Origin of the sequence: Stenotrophomonas sp. SbOxS2 (genome assembly GCF_013416715.1) — a bacterium.
Lineage (GTDB): Bacteria > Pseudomonadota > Gammaproteobacteria > Xanthomonadales > Xanthomonadaceae > Stenotrophomonas > Stenotrophomonas lactitubi.
In genome coordinates this window covers 333,099-349,292 of record NZ_JAAVXD010000002.1, presented here as the reverse complement: position 1 = coordinate 349,292, position 16,194 = coordinate 333,099, and the positions used below count along the sequence as shown (strand labels likewise).

General features: G+C 67.3%; 14 protein-coding genes. 8 read left to right on the top strand and 6 right to left on the bottom strand.

Going from position 1 to position 16,194, the window contains the following annotated elements:
- The first annotated feature begins 66 nt into the window (after positions 1-66).
- Positions 67-1,164: a GDSL-type esterase/lipase family protein gene (locus HFK18_RS04710; RefSeq protein ID WP_180164719.1), complete on the top strand. Its 1,098-nt coding sequence runs from the start codon at positions 67-69 to the stop codon at positions 1,162-1,164.
- 80 nt (positions 1,165-1,244) lie between these two features.
- On the opposite strand, the gene HFK18_RS04705 is transcribed toward HFK18_RS04710, so the two are convergent.
- Both HFK18_RS04705 and phhA read right to left on the bottom strand, forming a co-directional pair.
- Positions 1,245-1,895: a DUF4375 domain-containing protein gene (locus HFK18_RS04705; protein ID WP_180164717.1), complete on the bottom strand. Its 651-nt coding sequence runs from the start codon at positions 1,893-1,895 to the stop codon at positions 1,245-1,247.
- Between the two features lie 91 nt (positions 1,896-1,986).
- Entirely contained in the window at positions 1,987-2,880 is an 894-nt protein-coding gene (phhA, locus tag HFK18_RS04700; RefSeq protein WP_180164715.1) for a phenylalanine 4-monooxygenase, read from the bottom strand.
- Positions 2,881-3,005: 125 nt separating this feature from the next.
- Here phhA and HFK18_RS04695 point away from each other — a divergent pair, with 125 nt between their 5' ends.
- Positions 3,006-3,488, top strand: a complete 483-nt coding sequence (locus HFK18_RS04695; protein ID WP_025875473.1) for an Lrp/AsnC family transcriptional regulator — start codon at positions 3,006-3,008, stop codon at positions 3,486-3,488.
- 104 nt (positions 3,489-3,592) lie between these two features.
- Entirely contained in the window at positions 3,593-5,596 is a 2,004-nt protein-coding gene (locus tag HFK18_RS04690; protein ID WP_180164713.1) for a hypothetical protein, read from the top strand.
- 27 nt (positions 5,597-5,623) lie between these two features.
- On the opposite strand, the gene HFK18_RS04685 is transcribed toward HFK18_RS04690, so the two are convergent.
- Both HFK18_RS04685 and HFK18_RS04680 read right to left on the bottom strand, forming a co-directional pair.
- Complete coding sequence (locus HFK18_RS04685) at positions 5,624-6,616, bottom strand: patatin-like phospholipase family protein (RefSeq protein ID WP_180164711.1); 993 nt, start codon at positions 6,614-6,616, stop codon at positions 5,624-5,626.
- Between the two features lie 211 nt (positions 6,617-6,827).
- Positions 6,828-7,820, bottom strand: a complete 993-nt coding sequence (locus HFK18_RS04680) for a TIGR00266 family protein (RefSeq protein ID WP_180164709.1) — start codon at positions 7,818-7,820, stop codon at positions 6,828-6,830.
- 159 nt (positions 7,821-7,979) lie between these two features.
- On the opposite strand from HFK18_RS04680, the gene HFK18_RS04675 reads away from it, so the two are divergent.
- Positions 7,980-10,250 carry a TonB-dependent receptor gene (locus HFK18_RS04675; protein ID WP_180164708.1) on the top strand — a complete coding sequence of 757 codons (2,271 nt, stop codon included), beginning with the start codon at positions 7,980-7,982 and terminating at the stop codon, positions 10,248-10,250.
- 132 nt (positions 10,251-10,382) lie between these two features.
- On the opposite strand, the gene HFK18_RS04670 is transcribed toward HFK18_RS04675, so the two are convergent.
- Complete coding sequence (locus HFK18_RS04670; RefSeq protein WP_180164706.1) at positions 10,383-11,222, bottom strand: phosphatase PAP2 family protein; 840 nt, start codon at positions 11,220-11,222, stop codon at positions 10,383-10,385.
- A 233-nt stretch (positions 11,223-11,455) separates the two neighbouring features.
- Here HFK18_RS04670 and HFK18_RS04665 point away from each other — a divergent pair, with 233 nt between their 5' ends.
- Both HFK18_RS04665 and HFK18_RS04660 read left to right on the top strand, forming a co-directional pair.
- Positions 11,456-12,334 (top strand): hypothetical protein, encoded by an 879-nt coding sequence (locus HFK18_RS04665; protein ID WP_180164704.1) that lies wholly within the window; start codon positions 11,456-11,458, stop codon positions 12,332-12,334.
- An 11-nt stretch (positions 12,335-12,345) separates the two neighbouring features.
- Positions 12,346-13,545 (top strand): DUF4785 domain-containing protein, encoded by a 1,200-nt coding sequence (locus HFK18_RS04660; protein WP_180164702.1) that lies wholly within the window; start codon positions 12,346-12,348, stop codon positions 13,543-13,545.
- Between the two features lie 128 nt (positions 13,546-13,673).
- On the opposite strand, the gene HFK18_RS04655 is transcribed toward HFK18_RS04660, so the two are convergent.
- Positions 13,674-14,432, bottom strand: coding sequence for an ATP-binding cassette domain-containing protein (locus HFK18_RS04655; RefSeq protein ID WP_257216076.1), 759 nt, complete (start codon positions 14,430-14,432; stop codon positions 13,674-13,676).
- Positions 14,433-14,647: 215 nt separating this feature from the next.
- Between HFK18_RS04655 and HFK18_RS04650 the strand changes: the two genes are divergently transcribed.
- Positions 14,648-15,844, top strand: a complete 1,197-nt coding sequence (locus tag HFK18_RS04650; RefSeq protein ID WP_180164698.1) for a fatty acid desaturase — start codon at positions 14,648-14,650, stop codon at positions 15,842-15,844.
- Positions 15,841-16,176 carry an EF-hand domain-containing protein gene (locus HFK18_RS04645; protein ID WP_180164696.1) on the top strand — a complete coding sequence of 112 codons (336 nt, stop codon included), beginning with the start codon at positions 15,841-15,843 and terminating at the stop codon, positions 16,174-16,176. Before HFK18_RS04650 ends, HFK18_RS04645 begins: the two co-directional genes overlap by 4 nt.
- The last annotated feature ends 18 nt before the right edge of the window (positions 16,177-16,194 follow it).

Below are 16,194 nucleotides of genomic sequence, written 5' to 3'. Positions count from 1 at the left end.
ATGCTCGGCTGTCGCGCTCTGATCAAAAAACAGCCGAGCGTGGCTCGGCTCTACAGGGGGCTGGCGATGCGAAGGCTGTTGTGGCTGCTGTTGCTGTCGTGCGGCGCCGCGCATGCGGCGCCGGTGCGGGTGTTCATTGCCAGTGATTCCACCGCTGCCGAATACGGCCCCGATCGCGCGCCGCAGGCCGGCTGGGGACAGATGCTGCAGAGCTATCTCGATCCGGCACGCATCGAAGTGCGCAACCATGCAAAGGGCGGGCGCAGCACGCGCAGCTTCATCGACGAAGGGCGCCTGGATGCGATTGCCGTCGAACTACGTCGTGGCGATGTGTTGCTGATCCAGTTCGGCCACAACGACGCGAAGTTTGAAGATCCCACGCGCTACACCGATCCGGAAAGCGACTATCCACAGCTGCTGATGCGTTACGTGCAGGTGGCGCGTGACAAGGGCGCCACACCGGTGCTGGTCACGCCGGTGGCGCGGCTGCTGTACGACTTCGGTTCGCTGCTGGATACGCACGCGCGTTACACGCTGGCCATGCAGCAGCTGGCCGCACGCGAACACGTCGCGCTGATCGACCTCAACGACCGCAGCATGCGCTGGATCCGCGCGCTGGGCGAGCAGGGCGCGCGCCCATACTTCCTGTTCGTGCCGGAACAGCACAAGGCCGATGGCACGCACTTCAGCGCGGCCGGTGCCGCTGCGGTGGCGTGCCTGGTGCTGCGCGAAGCGGTGCAGGTGTTGCCGACGCTGCAGCCGGCACTGGTGCGTGATATCGACTGCGATGTGACGGGAACAGGGCAGGGCGGCGATCCTGCGCGGCCCTCGCAGGTGGTGCACGAAGACACGCTGGCGCGCGCGCAACCGGGGCCTCATGGCGGTGCCGGGCCAACCACGGCGTATCCGTTCTTCGCCGATGCGCAGGGCCTGCCATTCGTGCTGCGCAAGCGCGTGCTGCACAAGGGAGCGGGCATCGGCCTGCATCCGCAGCACAAGGACGAGATCTATTACATCGTGAGCGGGCAGGGCAGCTATGTGCTGGATGGAAAGCAGCATGATGTGCGGGCCGGCCATGCGCTGCTGACGCGCACGGGCAGCACACATGCGTTGCAACAGGTGGGTGAAGAGGATTTGGTGGTGCTGCTGGCGTACCCGCGGTAGCTGAAAAGCAGCCGAGCGTGGGCTCGGCTCTACACGGGTCTGCGCTTATCTGTAGAGCCGAGCCCATGCTCGGCTTGGCTCTACAACGGCTCCGCGCCGAAATGCAGCAGACCCAGCCGGGCAAGGTCTTCCGGGCGGGCGTAGTAGTCGTCCTCGAACGCCTCCAGCGCCTGCTGCTCGTCTTCGCTCATCGCGCCATAAAGGTCGGTCAGTTCCTTGATCGCCGGGTCGTCTTCCAGACGATCCAGCAGCCCGCGCATGCCCGCCAGGATCGTGTGCGTCTGTGTTGCGCCCATCGCCTGCAATGCGCGCAGCGCCAGCTGGCAGGTGGGGTCGCCCCAGTTGCACAGGAACTGCATGAAGCCGCCGTTGTTGATGTCTGCTTCCATGCGCCACAGCGCGACCAGCTGCCGGTCTTCGTCAGACAGCGCATCGAGCGACCAGGCATGCGATTGCAGGCGGGCGAGGGCGGCTTCATAGCGGTCATCCCACACCTGGTTCGGAACATCGACCACGCCGCGCTCCTGCGCCGGCAGCAGCGCCGGCCAGTTCACGCCCAGTCCGTCGGCGGTGGTGACCCACTGCGCACGTTGTTCGGCATTGGCTTCGAACAGCGCAGGCGCCCAGCGCAATGGCTGTCGGGTGTGGCGGCCATCGGCCAGGGTCAACAGGACGAAGTCTTCGTTGAAGGCAACGTCGGTAACCCGCAGGTCGGTAAATACATCGGTCATGGCCTGCAGGATACCGGAGGCCTGAACCAGGCCCCTTAAACTTCAAAAGCTGCAGATGCTTTTGAAGTTCAGCCGGACCTCTGCTGCCTACTCACACATCCCCACCATCAGCCCAGCCCTCACCCGTACCGGCCTGGAACACGTGGTCCTCAGCCTGCACATCGCCCGCCGGCAGGTGCGCCTGGTCGGCCAGTGCGGCGTAGATCGGGGTGAAGTCCGGCGATGTCGCCTGCATCAGCTGTTCGAAGCTGTCGATGACGAAGTAGGTCTTCTGGAACGTGTCGATGCGGTAGCGCGTGCGCATGATCCGCTGCAGGTCGAAACCGATGCGGTTCGGTGCCGCCGACTCCAGTGAGTACAGCGATTCGCCCTTCGACGAGACGATGCCGGCACCGTAGATGCGCATGCCTTCGGGCGTGTCGATCAGGCCGAACTCCACCGTGTACCAGTACAGGCGGGTCAGGTTCTGCAGCGCCTCGGGGCCGATCGCGTGTGCTTTGACGCCACCACGGCCGTAGGCCTCCATGTAGTTGGCGAACACCGGGTTCATCAGCAGCGGCACGTGGCCGAACAGGTCGTGGAACAGATCCGGTTCGGCGATGTAGTCGATCTGGTCGGGACGACGGATCCACCAGGTGACCGGGAAACGGCGGTTGGCCAGGTGATCGAAGAAATCCAGCTCCGGCAGCAGGCCTTCCACGCCCACCAGTGTCCAACCGGTGGCCGCACCGAGCACTTCGTTGAGCTGGTCGAAGCGCGGGATCATGTGCGCGCTCATGCCCATCTCGTCCTGCGCATCCAGGAATTCCTGGCAGGCGCGGCCGACCAGCAGCTCGCGCTGGCGCTGGTACAGCGTGCTCCAGGTGGCGTGGTCGTCGGCGGTATAGGTGTCCCACGGCTGCTCGACGAGCGCGGTGGTGTACACCGGCACGTAGCCCTTGTCGGTCTGCTGGTGTTCGACGCGGCGGGGCTGGGCGAGGTCCATGGAAGACTCCTTGACGGGATACCGTTGATGCTAGGGCAGGGGGCGCGCAACAGGGTTGCAAAAGTTGCGCGGATCAGCCGCCTTGGCGCAATATCATTGCGTACTCACCATGTTGCGGGGCAACAATGGCCGGAGAAGTCCAGTTCGATCGCACGGATATACGTCTGCTGGCCGAAATCCAGCGTGATGGTCGCGCCACCAACGCCGAGCTGGCGACACGGGTGAACCTGTCGCCGTCGGCCTGCCTGCGTCGCCTGCAGCGGCTGGAAAGCGAAGGGGTGATCGTCGGCTATGGCGCGCGCCTGGAGCCGCGCCGGCTCGGGCTGGGGCTGCAGGCCTTCGTGCGCGTGCAGCTGGAAAAGCACGACCAGGCCGCGATCGGGCACTTCGTCGACAGCGTGCAGGCCTGGGATGAAGTGGTGGCCTGCCACGCCCTGACCGGCGACATGGACTACCTGCTGCATGTCTATGTGCGCGACCTGGAACATTTTTCGCGCTTCCTGCTGGACAGGCTGCTCAATGCCGGTGGCGTGGCCGACGCCAATTCCAGCTTCGTGCTGCGCACGGTGAAGGGGTTCCAGGCATTGCCGTTGTCGCAGCTTGAATGAGCGGGGCGCCGTGATGTTTGACGGCGCGCGTGCACTGGCCGAGCATCGTGCCCCGCGGCGGCCGTCAACATGCAGGCAGCGCAGTGATTCCTTCTGGCTCCGGCATGTCTGATACCCCATCCTCGACGTCTTCCCTGGTGTTCCTTCCGCTGCGCGAGCAGAGCCTGCTGCGGCACCTGACCGACGGTACGCCGCCGGACACCCCGCTGGAGCAGGCCGGCCTGCTGGTGGCCATGCTGTGTCGCCGGCAGAAGCAACCGGCCGCCCAGCTGCAGCGCGTGCTGCACGATGCCTGTGCGTTGTTCGCTGCGGATGATGGCCATGCTGCGCAGGCGCAGCTGGCGGCCGCTGCTGGACAGGACGCGCGTGCGCTGGAGGCCTGGCTGGGCGTGCTGGCCGCGCAGGACGTGCTGCTGGCACCGGACGAAGTGATGGAGACAGTGCTGGCAGCGTCGCCGCACGCGTATCCCGGCGCGGACTTCCAGGCGGCCTGCAGGATCACCCTGGAAGAACACACGATCCATTTCCCGGCGACATCGCTCGCCGAAGGCGATGACGAAGACGCCGGCGATGACGAACAGACGACGCACGCGACCCAGCACAACGGCCTGTTCACCTCCGAACAGGCACGCGTGCTGCGCGCGATCGCGGCCAATCCCGATGAGCTGATCGACCTGCAGGCCTATGCCGGCACCGGCAAGGGCCATCTGGTGCTGGCACTGCTGCAGGCACGCCCGGGCCGCTACACCTACGTGGCGCCCACGCGTGGCCAGGTCGAGGCATTCCGCGCGCGGCTGCCGGCTGACGCCGGCACGCGCCTGCTGACCCAGATCGAGTTCGCCAACGCGATCGCCCGCCACGCTGCCGCCAACGGCCTGACCGGCGGCTTCGTACCGACCTACCGGCAGAGCACGCTGACCCTGCGCGAAGCGGCTGCCCGCCTCGGCTTGCCAGCCATCGGCACGCGCCGGCCGGACCAGGTGCTGATGATCGCCCTGGACGCCATCAACCGCTGGTGCGCATCGTCAGAGCCGAACCTGCAGGCCTGGCATTTCCAGCGCTCGCTGGCCGCAGCGCAGCTGGAAGCCACGCCGTTCATTGCGGCCACGGAGTTCGTCTGGCGCTGCATGTTCGATGCGGTCGTTCAGAAGGGCGGCTGCCTGCGGCTGGATGCCGGGCATATCGGCAAATGGCTGGCGCTGCGTGGCGTGCCGCTGCCGGTGTCGCTGGGCATGGTGCTGGTCGATGAGGCACACGATCTCAGCCCGGCATGGAAACAGCTGCTGGCTACCCACGCGCCCGGCGTGGTCAGCCTGGGCGATCCGCATCAACGGCTGAGCGGACGCGTACAGCGCTGGTCATCGGCGAAAACGCTGGAGATGCACCAGTCGGTGCGCCAGGGGCGCCAGGTCGATGCGCTGGTCAACCAGTCGCTGGCGCTGGACGATCTCGGCGAGCCGGCACCGTTCATGGGGGCCAGCGACCGCGCCACCGGCCTGCGCCGCTATGACGACTGGTCGGTGGTACCCAGCACCGGCGCCCGCGTGTACGGCAGCCTGTGGAGGATGCTGCTGGAAGCCAACGCGCTGGTTGCGCGTGGTGCGCGCGTGCATCTGCATCCGGCGTCGCGGCAGGCGCTGTTGAAAGAGGTGGACGGTCCGATCGATGCATGGCGCAGCGCCGCCGGTGGCGGCCCCGGACAACGCTGGGAAAGCTTCGTGCAGGTCTGCGCCAAACGTGGACAGGCGGATATCCCCGCGTTGTTTGCCGGTGGCTTCGATGCTGCGGCGTTGCAGCGCCTGCTCGGGCAGCTGGTCGATGCGGACGAGGCCAGCATCGTGCTGTGCCTGGCCCAGCATGCCAAGAACCTGCAGTTCGCCACGGTGTCCATGGCGCCGTGCTGCTTCGACAGCGGCCATGATGCGCGCGCGCTGCACAGCCCGGTGCGCGCAGTCTACGTGGCGATCACCCGTGCCCAGCAGCAGCTGTGGCTGCCGGGGGACGCGATGGAGCAGTTGCAGCTGAGCGCACAGCGGCATGACCGGGCGGTCGATGAGCGGCGCCGGCAGCGACGCCTGGCCAGTGGCTACCCACCGCCGCGGCGCTGACCGCGACGGTCGTTCAATCCGCGTGCTTCAGCACTTTTCCTTGCGGCCCATCAGCTTGCCCAGGCGCGAAGGCTCGTCGCACTTCGGTGCAGTCACCGGTGCCGGTGCCAATGCGGCGGCGCGGGCCTTCTGCAGCTGCTGGATCTTGGCGCGGATCTGCGGCATCGCCGCCATCGCGGCCTTCTCGCCTTCCAGGATGGCGGTGCCACGCTGGCTGAAATCGGCGGCGCCGATGTCCAGCACCTTCGGCCGGATCACGATGTCCGCGCGTGCCAGTTCCTGCTCGCCCAGGCGCTGGCCCATGATCGAGATCGACTGGTTGACGATGCCGAGCATGCCGGTCGGCGCCTTGCCGCTGGCCTTGCTGGAGATGTCCACGGCGATCACGAACTCGGCGCCGAGCTGGCGCGCGGCGTCCACCGGCACCGGGCTGACCACGCCGCCGTCGATGTAATTGCGGCCACCGATCTTCACCGGCTCGAACACGCCCGGGATGCTGCTGGAAGCGCGCACCGCCTGACCGACGTTGCCGCGCACGAAGATCGAGCGCTCGCCGGTTTCCAGCTGGGTGGCGACGGCAGCGAACGGCTTCTTCAGGCGCTCGGCCGGGCGGTTGGCCACCTGTTCGTTGACGTAGTCCTGCAGCTTCTGGCCCTGCACCAGGCCACCGGAGAACAGGCGTACGTCGCGGATGCTGGCTTCATCCAGCGCCACCGCCTTGCTCTGCATCTGGAAGGCATCCATGCCGCTGGCATACAGGGCGCCGACCACGCTGCCGGCACTGGTGCCGGACACCACCACCGGTTCGAAGCCGTTGGCCTCGAGCATCTTGATCACGCCGATATGCGCAAAGCCCTTGGCCGCGCCGCCGCCGAGTGCGATGCCGATCTTCACCGGCTTGGCCTGCGGCACCAGGGTGGGCTGCGCGGGCGGGGTGGGGCGGACCTCTTCACCACCGCAGCCGGCCAGCAGGCCGAGCAGGGCGACGGACAGCAGCACACGGGGGCGGAACAGGCTCATCGGCAGTGCGCTCGCGGCGCCGGATTCAGGAAAGGGCGCCAGCATACCGAAGGCGTGGCGGAGCGGGCAGGGTGGGGCGACTCCCCATTCATGAAATGCGGGCGGTAGATGCCGACCTTGGCCGGCGCTTGCACAATCCAGTGCCGACCAAGGTCGGCACCTACCGATATCCCGCGGTCAGAACCGGCGCGCCGTCCAGCCTCCGTCCCGCTCAGCCCAGCAGCGAACTCTCGCCACGGCTCTTGCCGCCGCCCTGCGGCGCGGCCATCCACATGCGGCCGGCCAGACGCGAGAACGGCAGCGACTGCAGCCAGACCTTGCCCGGCCCGGTCAGGGTGGCCAGGAACACGCCCTCGCCACCGAACAGCACGCTTCGGATGCCTTTGACCCGGCGCACGTCCATGTCCACCGTCGGGTGATAGGCGACGATGCAGCCGGTATCGACATCCAGGCGTTCGCCGGCGGCCAGCTCACGCTCGACCACGCAGCCGCCGGCATGGATGAACACCCAGCCGTCGCCTTCCAGCTTCTGCATGATGAAACCTTCGCCGCCGAACAGGCCGGTCATGATCTTGCGCTGGAACTGCACACCGATCTGCACGCCGCGCGCGCCGGCCAGGAAGCTGTCCTTCTGGCAGATCAGGCGCCCGCCGTGCTGGTCCAGCTTCATCGCCAGCACGGTACCGGGATAGGGCGCAGCGAAGGCGACCTTGCCGCGGCCCTGGCCGGTCTGCGTGTAGACGGTGGCAAACAGGCTCTCACCGGTCAGCACGCGCTTGCCGGCGGCCATCACCTTGTCCATGAAACCGCTGCCCTGGCCACCGCGTGCGCCGCCGCCGAAGACGGTATCCATCTGCACCGAAGCGTCCTTGAACATCAGCGCGCCGGCCTCGGCCACCGCACCTTCGCCAGGGTCCAGTTCGATTTCCACGAACTGCATTTCATGGCCGACGATGCGGAAGTCGATGCGGTCGGCACGGCTGCCGGTTGATGCTGTTGCGGCTGCGGGCATCGGCGGCGGAACTGCCGTGACGGCGCCGGCCTGCTGCAGGCCGACGATTTCGGACACCGGTGTCCACCCTGTCATGCCCTGGCACCAGGCCAACGCGCGTGGATTGGCCTGTGCGAAGCGGCGCGCGGCCTCCTCGTCGAACGGACCGACACGGTCGGCCTGGCCGGGAGCATGGAAGTACCACTGGGTCATCGCAGCAGGTCCGTTGCGGGGGAAAACCCCGAGTCTAGCGGCAGCTTCCGGCGGCGCGGGAGGCGGCCATGAACGATCGGCATTTGCGGGGGAGGTGCTGTATTGCAACAATTATCTGGTAGCGCCGTTTTACCACCCCTCCAAACACAGCCTACCGCCATGTCTCCGACCCGTACTTCCCGTGGCCGCTCTCCGGTCGCGCGCCCGCTCGTTGTCGCTCTTTCCGCCCTGCTGCCGCTGGTAGCAGCCGCCCAGGAAACCCCCGCCGCCAAGGATCCGGTCGCCCTCGATGCGCTGCAGGTGACTGCACAGCGTCGCGTCGAGAACGCCAAGGACGTACCGGTTGCGATCAGCGCGATCCAGGGCGAAAAGCTCGACGTGCTCGGTTCGGCGGGCGATGACATCCGCTTCCTTGCTGCGCGCGTGCCGAGCCTCAACATCGAGTCTTCCTACGGCCGTGCCTTCCCGCGCTTCTACATCCGCGGCCTGGGCAACACCGATTTCGACCTCAATGCATCGCAGCCGGTCTCGCTGGTGTACGACGATGTGGTGCAGGAAAGCCCGCTGCTGAAGGGCTTCCCGCTGTTCGACCTGGCCGGTGTGGAAGTGCTGCGCGGTCCGCAGGGCACCCTGTTCGGGCGCAACACCCCGGCCGGCGTGGTCAAGTTCGATTCGGCGCGTCCGTCGCAGGATGCCGATGGCTACGTGCGCGTGGGCTATGGCACCTACAACAGCTGGAACGTGCAGGGCGCCTACGGCGGCCCGCTGACCGACCGCTGGTCCGCACGCGTGTCGGCCATCTACCAGCGTCGCGACGACTGGGTCGACAACACCCGTGCCGGTGCGCCCAACAGCGGCTTCGAAGGCTATGACGAAGCCGCCGGCCGCGTGCAGTTCCTGTACGAAGGCGAGGATTTCGAAGCGCTGTTCAACCTGCACAAGCGCAAGCTCAACGGCACCGCCCGCCTGTTCCGCGCCAACATCATCGAGAAGGGCGGCAACGCGCTGGTCGAGAACTTCGACCGCGACAAGGTCGCCAACGACGGCGTCAATTTCTCCGACCTGGAAACCTGGGGCGGCAGCGCGCGCCTGCAGTGGAACCTCGGTTCGGTGACCCTGCATTCGATCACCGGCTATGAGACCGCCGAATCACTCAACCGTGGCGACATCGACGGTGGCTACGGCGCAGCGTTCCTCGGCGCGGGCAACTCCGGCCCGGGCCTGATTCCGTTCTCGTCCGAGTCGGCCGACGGCCTGCCGCACCACCGCCAGTGGACCCAGGAATTCCGCGTGGAATCCAACGAATGGGGCCGCTTCGACTGGCAGGCCGGCGTCTTCTACTTCGATGAAGACGTCACCATCAACAACTTCAACTACGACTCGCTGACGCCGGGCAATCCGCAGACCGGCCACGTCGTGCAGCAGCAGCGCAACAAGGCGTGGGCGGTGTTCGCTTCGGGCGACTTCGATGTCACCGAGCGCTTCAAGCTGCGTGCCGGCGTGCGCTACACGCAGGACAAGAAGGACTTCAGCGCCAGCGTGCTGCAGGCCGTGCCGTTCGGTACCCCGGTCAGTGGCCCGTACCTGGCCAACACCGACGTCAACGACGTCAGCTGGGATGTCAGCGGCGTGTACAAGCTGACCGACAACGTCAATGCCTATGCACGCGTGGCCAAGGGCTTCCGCGCACCGTCGATCCAGGGTCGACTGGCGTTCGCGCCGGGTCTGTCGCAGGCCGATTCGGAGAAGGTGATTTCGTACGAAGCCGGCATCAAGGCCGACCTGTTCGAGCGTCGCGCGCGCCTGGGCTTCAGCGTGTTCCGCTACGACGTGGACGGCCAGCAGCTGATCGCCGTCGGCGGCACCAACAACACCGCCACCCTGCTCAACGCCGACAAGACCATCGGCCAGGGCGTGGAGCTGGACCTGGAAGCCTACCTGGCCGACAACGTCCTGCTGACCTTCGGCAGCAGCTACAACGACACCGAGATCAAGGACAAGAACCTGGCGGTGGCGGTCTGCGGTGGCGGCTGCACCATCACCGACCCGACCACGATCATCAATGGCGGCACCTACGCCCTGGTCAACGGCAATCCGCTGCCGCAGGCGCCGAAGTGGATCCACAACGCGACCCTGCGCGTGGGCTTCCAGCTCAGCGATGGCAGCGAGCTGTATGCCTACACCGACTGGGCCTACCGCAGTGCGGTCAACTTCTTCATCTACGAGTCGCCGGAGTTCCGTGGCCGCAGCTCGCTGGAAGGTGGCCTGCGCCTGGGCTACAACTGGGATTACGGCCAGTACGACGTGGCCGTGTTCGGCCGCAACCTGACCAACCAGACCCGCGTGGTCGGCGCGATCGACTTCAACAACCTGACCGGCTTCCTCAACGAGCCGCGCACCTGGGGCGTGGAGTTCACCGCGAAGTTCTGATGCGGTTGCTGCGGTAATGCAAAGAAGAAGGGCCGGCGCAATGCCGGCCCTTCTGTTTTTTGCTTCCTGTAGAGCCGAGCCTGCGCTCGGCTGCTCTGAGCCGAGCATGGCTCGGCTCTACAGAGGCATGGCTTACAGCGCGCTCTGCGGGCGCACCTTCAGCACCGCGTTCTCGGTGGCGCAGTCACGGCTGGAATGCAGGCCGGCCTTGCGCGCGGCAGCGATTTCCTTGCGCGCCGCCAGCAGATCCTTGTTGAACGCGGCGTTGTCATGCAGGCGGGCAACGGCGGTTGCGCCCATGAAGCGGCCTTCGAGGATGTCACTCTGCCAGTGCACGTTGCACACCAGGCGGCTCTCGCCGTAGTTGCGGCCGCGTGCCTGGATGGCATCGGCGCGGTCCGGTGCGATCTCCGACAGGATCAATGCCCATGCCCAGCCGATCGAGGTGTGGCCGGACGGATAGGAACCGTTGCTGCGCAGCCCCTCCTCATCCTTCGGCGAGCAGGTCGGCTCGCCGTTGACCATGAACGGACGCGGGCGCTGGTACTTGTTCTTGGCGGCCTTGGTGGCAGCACTGGCATCGATGCGGCTGCGCTCCAGCAGGCGGTACAGGGCAGGGGTCTTCACTGCATCGACGTCGATGTCGGCGGCGCAGGAAAAGTGGTTGGCGCCTTCCGGGAAGCCCAGTTCGGCATCGACACTTGCCTGGGCGAAACGCGGGCTGCCGCGCAGCGCACGTGCCTCGCGGCTGACCTGCTCATCCAGCGCGAAGGCGGCCGAGCCGGCGGCCGGTGGTGCCGGTACCAGATCGATGCTGGCCGGCACTGCGGTCTTGTCCAGGTAGCCCACGGCCTTGGTGGTGATGTTGGCTTCGACCGCGGTCGGCTTGCTGGCGGTGGCGGCACAACCGGCCAGCGACAGCGCGATGGCCAGGCCGAGCAACGGACGGGCAGGGGGGAGGATCGACGACATGGGCAGACTCGGGCTGGGAACTCGCCGGCCATGATCGCAGCCTCGATTGTCGGCCGCAGCGTCCATCGGTCATACGGCCAGACCCGGCATGGTCAGCCGCTGGGCGATGAAAACAGTCATCAAGTGTCGGCAATCTCCTGAATCCGGGCGCAGCGCACGGACTTTCACGCGCTGCCGCCATGAGCATCAGGTCACAGCCGGGCCGGGGGGATCCGCTGAAAGGGAGAGAAGCGATGCGCAGCACCGCAACAGGAAGTACCGTCCTGGCCCTGGTCCTGGGGCTGGCGACCGCCCCGGCGCAGGCCGCCGATGTCTACGGCGTGGCCTTCGTGCATGGCACCGGCGCGCAGACCAATGCCACGCAGGACTACTGGCAGCCGGCGATCATCGACACCGTCCGCCAGGGCCTGCCGAACAGCAGCAACTACGTGGTCATCAACTGCGACTTCACCCAGTACATGTGGAAGCCGGAAGCGGCCGGCTGCCTGGCCAACCAGCTCACCGGCTTCATCGACAGCCGTGGCATCACCCAGCTGGTGGTGATCACCCATTCCAACGGCGGCAACGTGATGCGCTGGATCCTGTCCAACCCCACCTACGACAGCCGCTACCCGAAGATCATCAACCGGCTGCGCAAGGTCACTGCGCTGGCGCCCTCGTCGGCAGGTACGCCGCTGGCCGACGCCGTGCTCAACGGCAATACCTTCGAGACCTCGCTGGGTTGGCTGCTGGGCTACAAGAGCGATGCCGTGCGCATGCAGCAGGTGGGACACATGGCCACCTACAACGCGCAGAACCTGTACGGCACCGCCGGCCGCCCGGCCCTGCCCAAGCCATTCCGCGCCGTGGTCGGCAGCGATGTCGAATCGGCGGTGTGGGACAGCAACAGCTACTGCGGTGGCTATGCCGCCAACGTCGGCCTGGAGTTCACCCAGAACTGGCTGTCGTCGTGCTCGGACGGTTTCCTGGAATGCAGCAGCCAGAAGGCGGCCGGCACCCTGTGGTTCACCGACAAGGCGCGCACCCAGGGCGCCGAGCCGCTCAGCCACAACCAGAGCCGCCGTGAGTGCTTCGGCCTCGGCAGCATCCTGCGCAACGACCTGACCCAGTGAGGGAGATGACCATGACGATCCATTCCACCTTGCTGGCTACCGCCGTGTTTGCGGTCCTTTCCACCGCATCGGCGCAGGCCGCGCAACCGCTGCGCGTCGCCGCTGGCGACCAGATTCCCGCCGGCCTGGTTGCCGCGCCGCTGCCGGCCGACGAAAGCGAGCACGCGCCGCTGGCCTTCGCCTGGGCGCTGGACCCGGCGCAGCCACTGCAGGCCCCCGGCCCCCAGGCTGCGATCAGCCGCAGCTACTGGCAGCAGGTCGACGGTGCCGAGCTGCAGCGCGGCCTGGAACTGCCGCTGAGCGCGCCCGATGCGGTGATCCAGCTCAGCCCGGCGCCGGGTGCCCGCGCGCTGCCGGCCAGCGCGCTGCAGGTGCGTGATCCGGCGGGGCGCAGCAGCGTTGCGCGCAGTGTTGATGCACGCCAGCTGCAGGATGCGGGCATGCCGGTCGGCGATGGCAGCAGCATGCTGCGCACCGGTACCACCAGCGCAGCTGGCGCTTACCGGTTGCAGAGCGCGCAGGCGCAGGGCCGCTACGTGGTGCAGGTGCTGGAGCCCAACAGCCCGCTGCGGTTGGAAGTGCAGGCCAGCCAGGCGCAGGTGCTGGCCGGTGGCAACGTGCAGCTGCAGGCGCGTCTGCTGGAAGACGGGGCCAGCGCAGCGACGCTGCGCACACGACGGGGCAGCCTCGGCGGTGAAGCGCTGCTGGTCGCACCCGATGGCCGCAGCTGGCCGCAGCGGCTGCTGCGCACCACCGATGGCAGCCTGCGCGCACAGGTAAGGATTCCGGCCGAGGCCAGCAACACCCAGGGCCTGTGGGAGCTGCAGGTGTTCGCCCAGGCCGACGGCGTGCTGCGCGATGGCAAGGTCGCTTTCGCGGTGGCCAGGCCGACCGCCCGCTTCGTCGGCCAGGCCATGCCCGATCCGGCCAGCCGCCAGGTCAGCCTGCCGTTGCAGGTGGCCGCCGCTGGCCGCTACGAGGCGCGCGGCACGCTGTATGCCACCGCAGCCAACGGCCAGTTGCAGCCGGTGGCGCAGGCCCATGCCGCAGCGTGGTTCGATGGCCCGGGCCGCGGCGCGCTGGTGCTGCCGTTCGACCAGGCTGCGTTGCCTGCCGGCTTCGGTGCGCCGTATGAACTGCGCGACCTGCAGCTGCAGGACCAGAGCCGGATGGCACCGATCGAGTCGCGCGCGCTGGCGTTGCGGTTCTGAAGCAGGGCGTGGCGGGCCGGATGTCCGGCCCGCTGCACCGTCTTCTGTAGAGCCGAGCCTATGCTCGGCTGCCGTTCCCGCGGCCACGAGCAGCCGAGCATAGGCTCGGCTCTACAGTGGCATGTCGATCACCCCGCGTACGCGGTCAGCCGTCCTTCCTGTTCCACCACCGTGATCGCACCGCCGAACACGGCCGACAGCGGTTCGTCGCGCAGCAGCTCGGCGCGCGCGCCATCGGCCACCACGCGGCCGTCGCGCAGCAGCACCACCCGCTCGATCTCGGGAATCACTTCTTCTATGTGATGGGTGACCAGCACCAGGGTGATGCCCTGCTGCGCAAGCACGCGCATGGTGGCGATCAACTGCTGGCGGGCCACCAGGTCCAGCCCGGTGGAGGGTTCATCCAGCAGCAGCGCCTGCGGCCGGTTGACCAGCGCACGGGCGATCAGCACGCGGCGGGTCTCGCCGGCTGACAGTTCGGCGTAGGCACGCTCACGCAGGCCCGACGCACCGGTCATCGCCAGGGTCTCTCCTACCCGCACGTGCATGTCGGCAGTGACCTCGCGGAAGGCCGGCACCATGTAACTGGCGAAGAATCCCGACAGCACTGCCTGTTCCACCGTCAGACCCGGCATGTCGGCCAGGTTGCTGCTGAGGTCGCCAGTGACGATGCCCAGCTGCGAACGCAGCCGGTCGACCTGCCAGCGGTTCTGCCCCAGCACCTTCACCGCCACCGTACCGTCGGCCTGCGCCAGCGGGTACAGCTCGCGGGTGATCAGCTTGATGAAGGTGGACTTGCCACAGCCATTGGGGCCGAGCAGGGCGGTGTGCTGGCCCTGCGCGATGCGCAGGCTCAGCCCGTGCAGGACCTTCACCTGGCCGCGCATCACGCTGGCGCGGTCCAGTTCGATCAAGGGCGGCAGGTCCCCGGCGGATGGGGCAGGGTCTACGGCGCGGATGCGCGGATCAAGGCTCGACAACACGGGTCCCCAACTGTGAACGAAGCCACGGAATGGCGCTGCCAATCCAGCGGTGCAAGGTGCAGTTTGCAACGCAAGCGCCCATGATGTCTTCCATACCTGTGTCGCTCTGGAGAGCCGCCATGCCTGATGCCCTGATGTCCCTGCTGACCGGTGGCGTGCTGGGCTGGTGGCAGCTGGCCCTGGTGCTGCTGGTCTTCACCCAGCTCACGATCTTCTCGGTCACCCTCTACCTGCACCGCAGCCAGGCGCATCGGGGCGTGGACTTCCACCCGGTGGTCGCGCACTTCTTCCGCTTCTGGACCTGGCTGACCACCTCGATGATCACCAAGGAATGGGTGGCGATCCATCGCAAGCACCACGCCAAGGTGGAAACCGAGGACGACCCGCACAGCCCGGTCACCCGTGGCATCGGCCAGGTGTTCTGGCGCGGCGTGGAGCTCTACCGCGAAGCACGCGGCATGCGCGAGGACATCGAGCAGTACGGTCGCGGCACGCCGGACGACGCCATCGAGCGCCGCCTGTACACCCCCTATGCCACCTTCGGCCCGGTGCTGCTGTTTGCGATCAACACGGTGCTGTTCGGCCTGCCGGGCATCGCCCTGTGGGCGATCCAGATGGCGTGGATTCCGTTCTGGGCCGCTGGCGTGGTCAATGGCCTGGGCCACTGGTGGGGCTACCGCAACTACGAGTCGGCCGACACCTCCACCAACCTGACGCCGTGGGCGTTCTGGATTGGCGGCGAGGAACTGCACAACAACCACCATGCGTTCCCCAGCTCGGCGCGCTTTGCGATGCGGCGCTGGGAGTTCGACATCGGCTGGAGCGCGATCCGCCTGCTGCAGGCTTTGCGCCTGGCCAAGGTACTGCGGGTGGCGCCGGCCATGGACGTACGCCCGAACATCGCCGTGCCCGACGCCGACACCCTGAAAGCCCTGTTGTCGCATCGCTTCCAGGCGATGACCGACTACCAGCGCAACGTGTTCATGCCGGCATTGCGCGAGGAAGCACGACACGCCGGTGCCAAGCTGCGCCGGTTGCTGCCGCGCCGGCTGCGCCGTGGCCTGGTCAACGACGGCCGCTGGTTGAAGCCGGACAGCCGCGCGCAGCTCAGCGAATGGGTCGCCCAGCGCCCGCGCATCCGTACCCTGGTGGAATACCGCGCGCGCCTGGCAACGCTGCTGGAAGCGCGTGGTCACGATGCCGCCGAGCGCCTGCGTCAACTGCAGGCCTGGTGCCGCGAGGCCGAGGAAAGCGGCATTGCCGCGCTGCAGGCCTATGCCGCGCGACTGAAGGGTTACACCCTGGTGGGCGGATGAAGGCTGCGCTGACGGTGTTGTTGCTGGTCGCAGTGTGGGCGCCTGCCGTGCAGGCCCAGGTCAGCGATACCGCCAGCTACCTGCAGCGCATGGACAGCGACGGCGACGGCAAGGTCAGTGAAGCCGAGTACCTGCAGTGGATGCTGTACGCCTTCGATCGCATGGACCGCAACGGCGATGGCGTGCTGAGCGCCGATGAACTGCCGGGCGGCAAGGGCAGGGCCATCAGCCGCGAACAGCAGCGGCAGACGATCGTGCAGCGCTTCCACAAGCAGGACGCCAACGGCGATGGGTTCCTGGATGCGCGGGAACTGGCTGCACCACCACGCTGAGCGGGCATAGAATCCTCC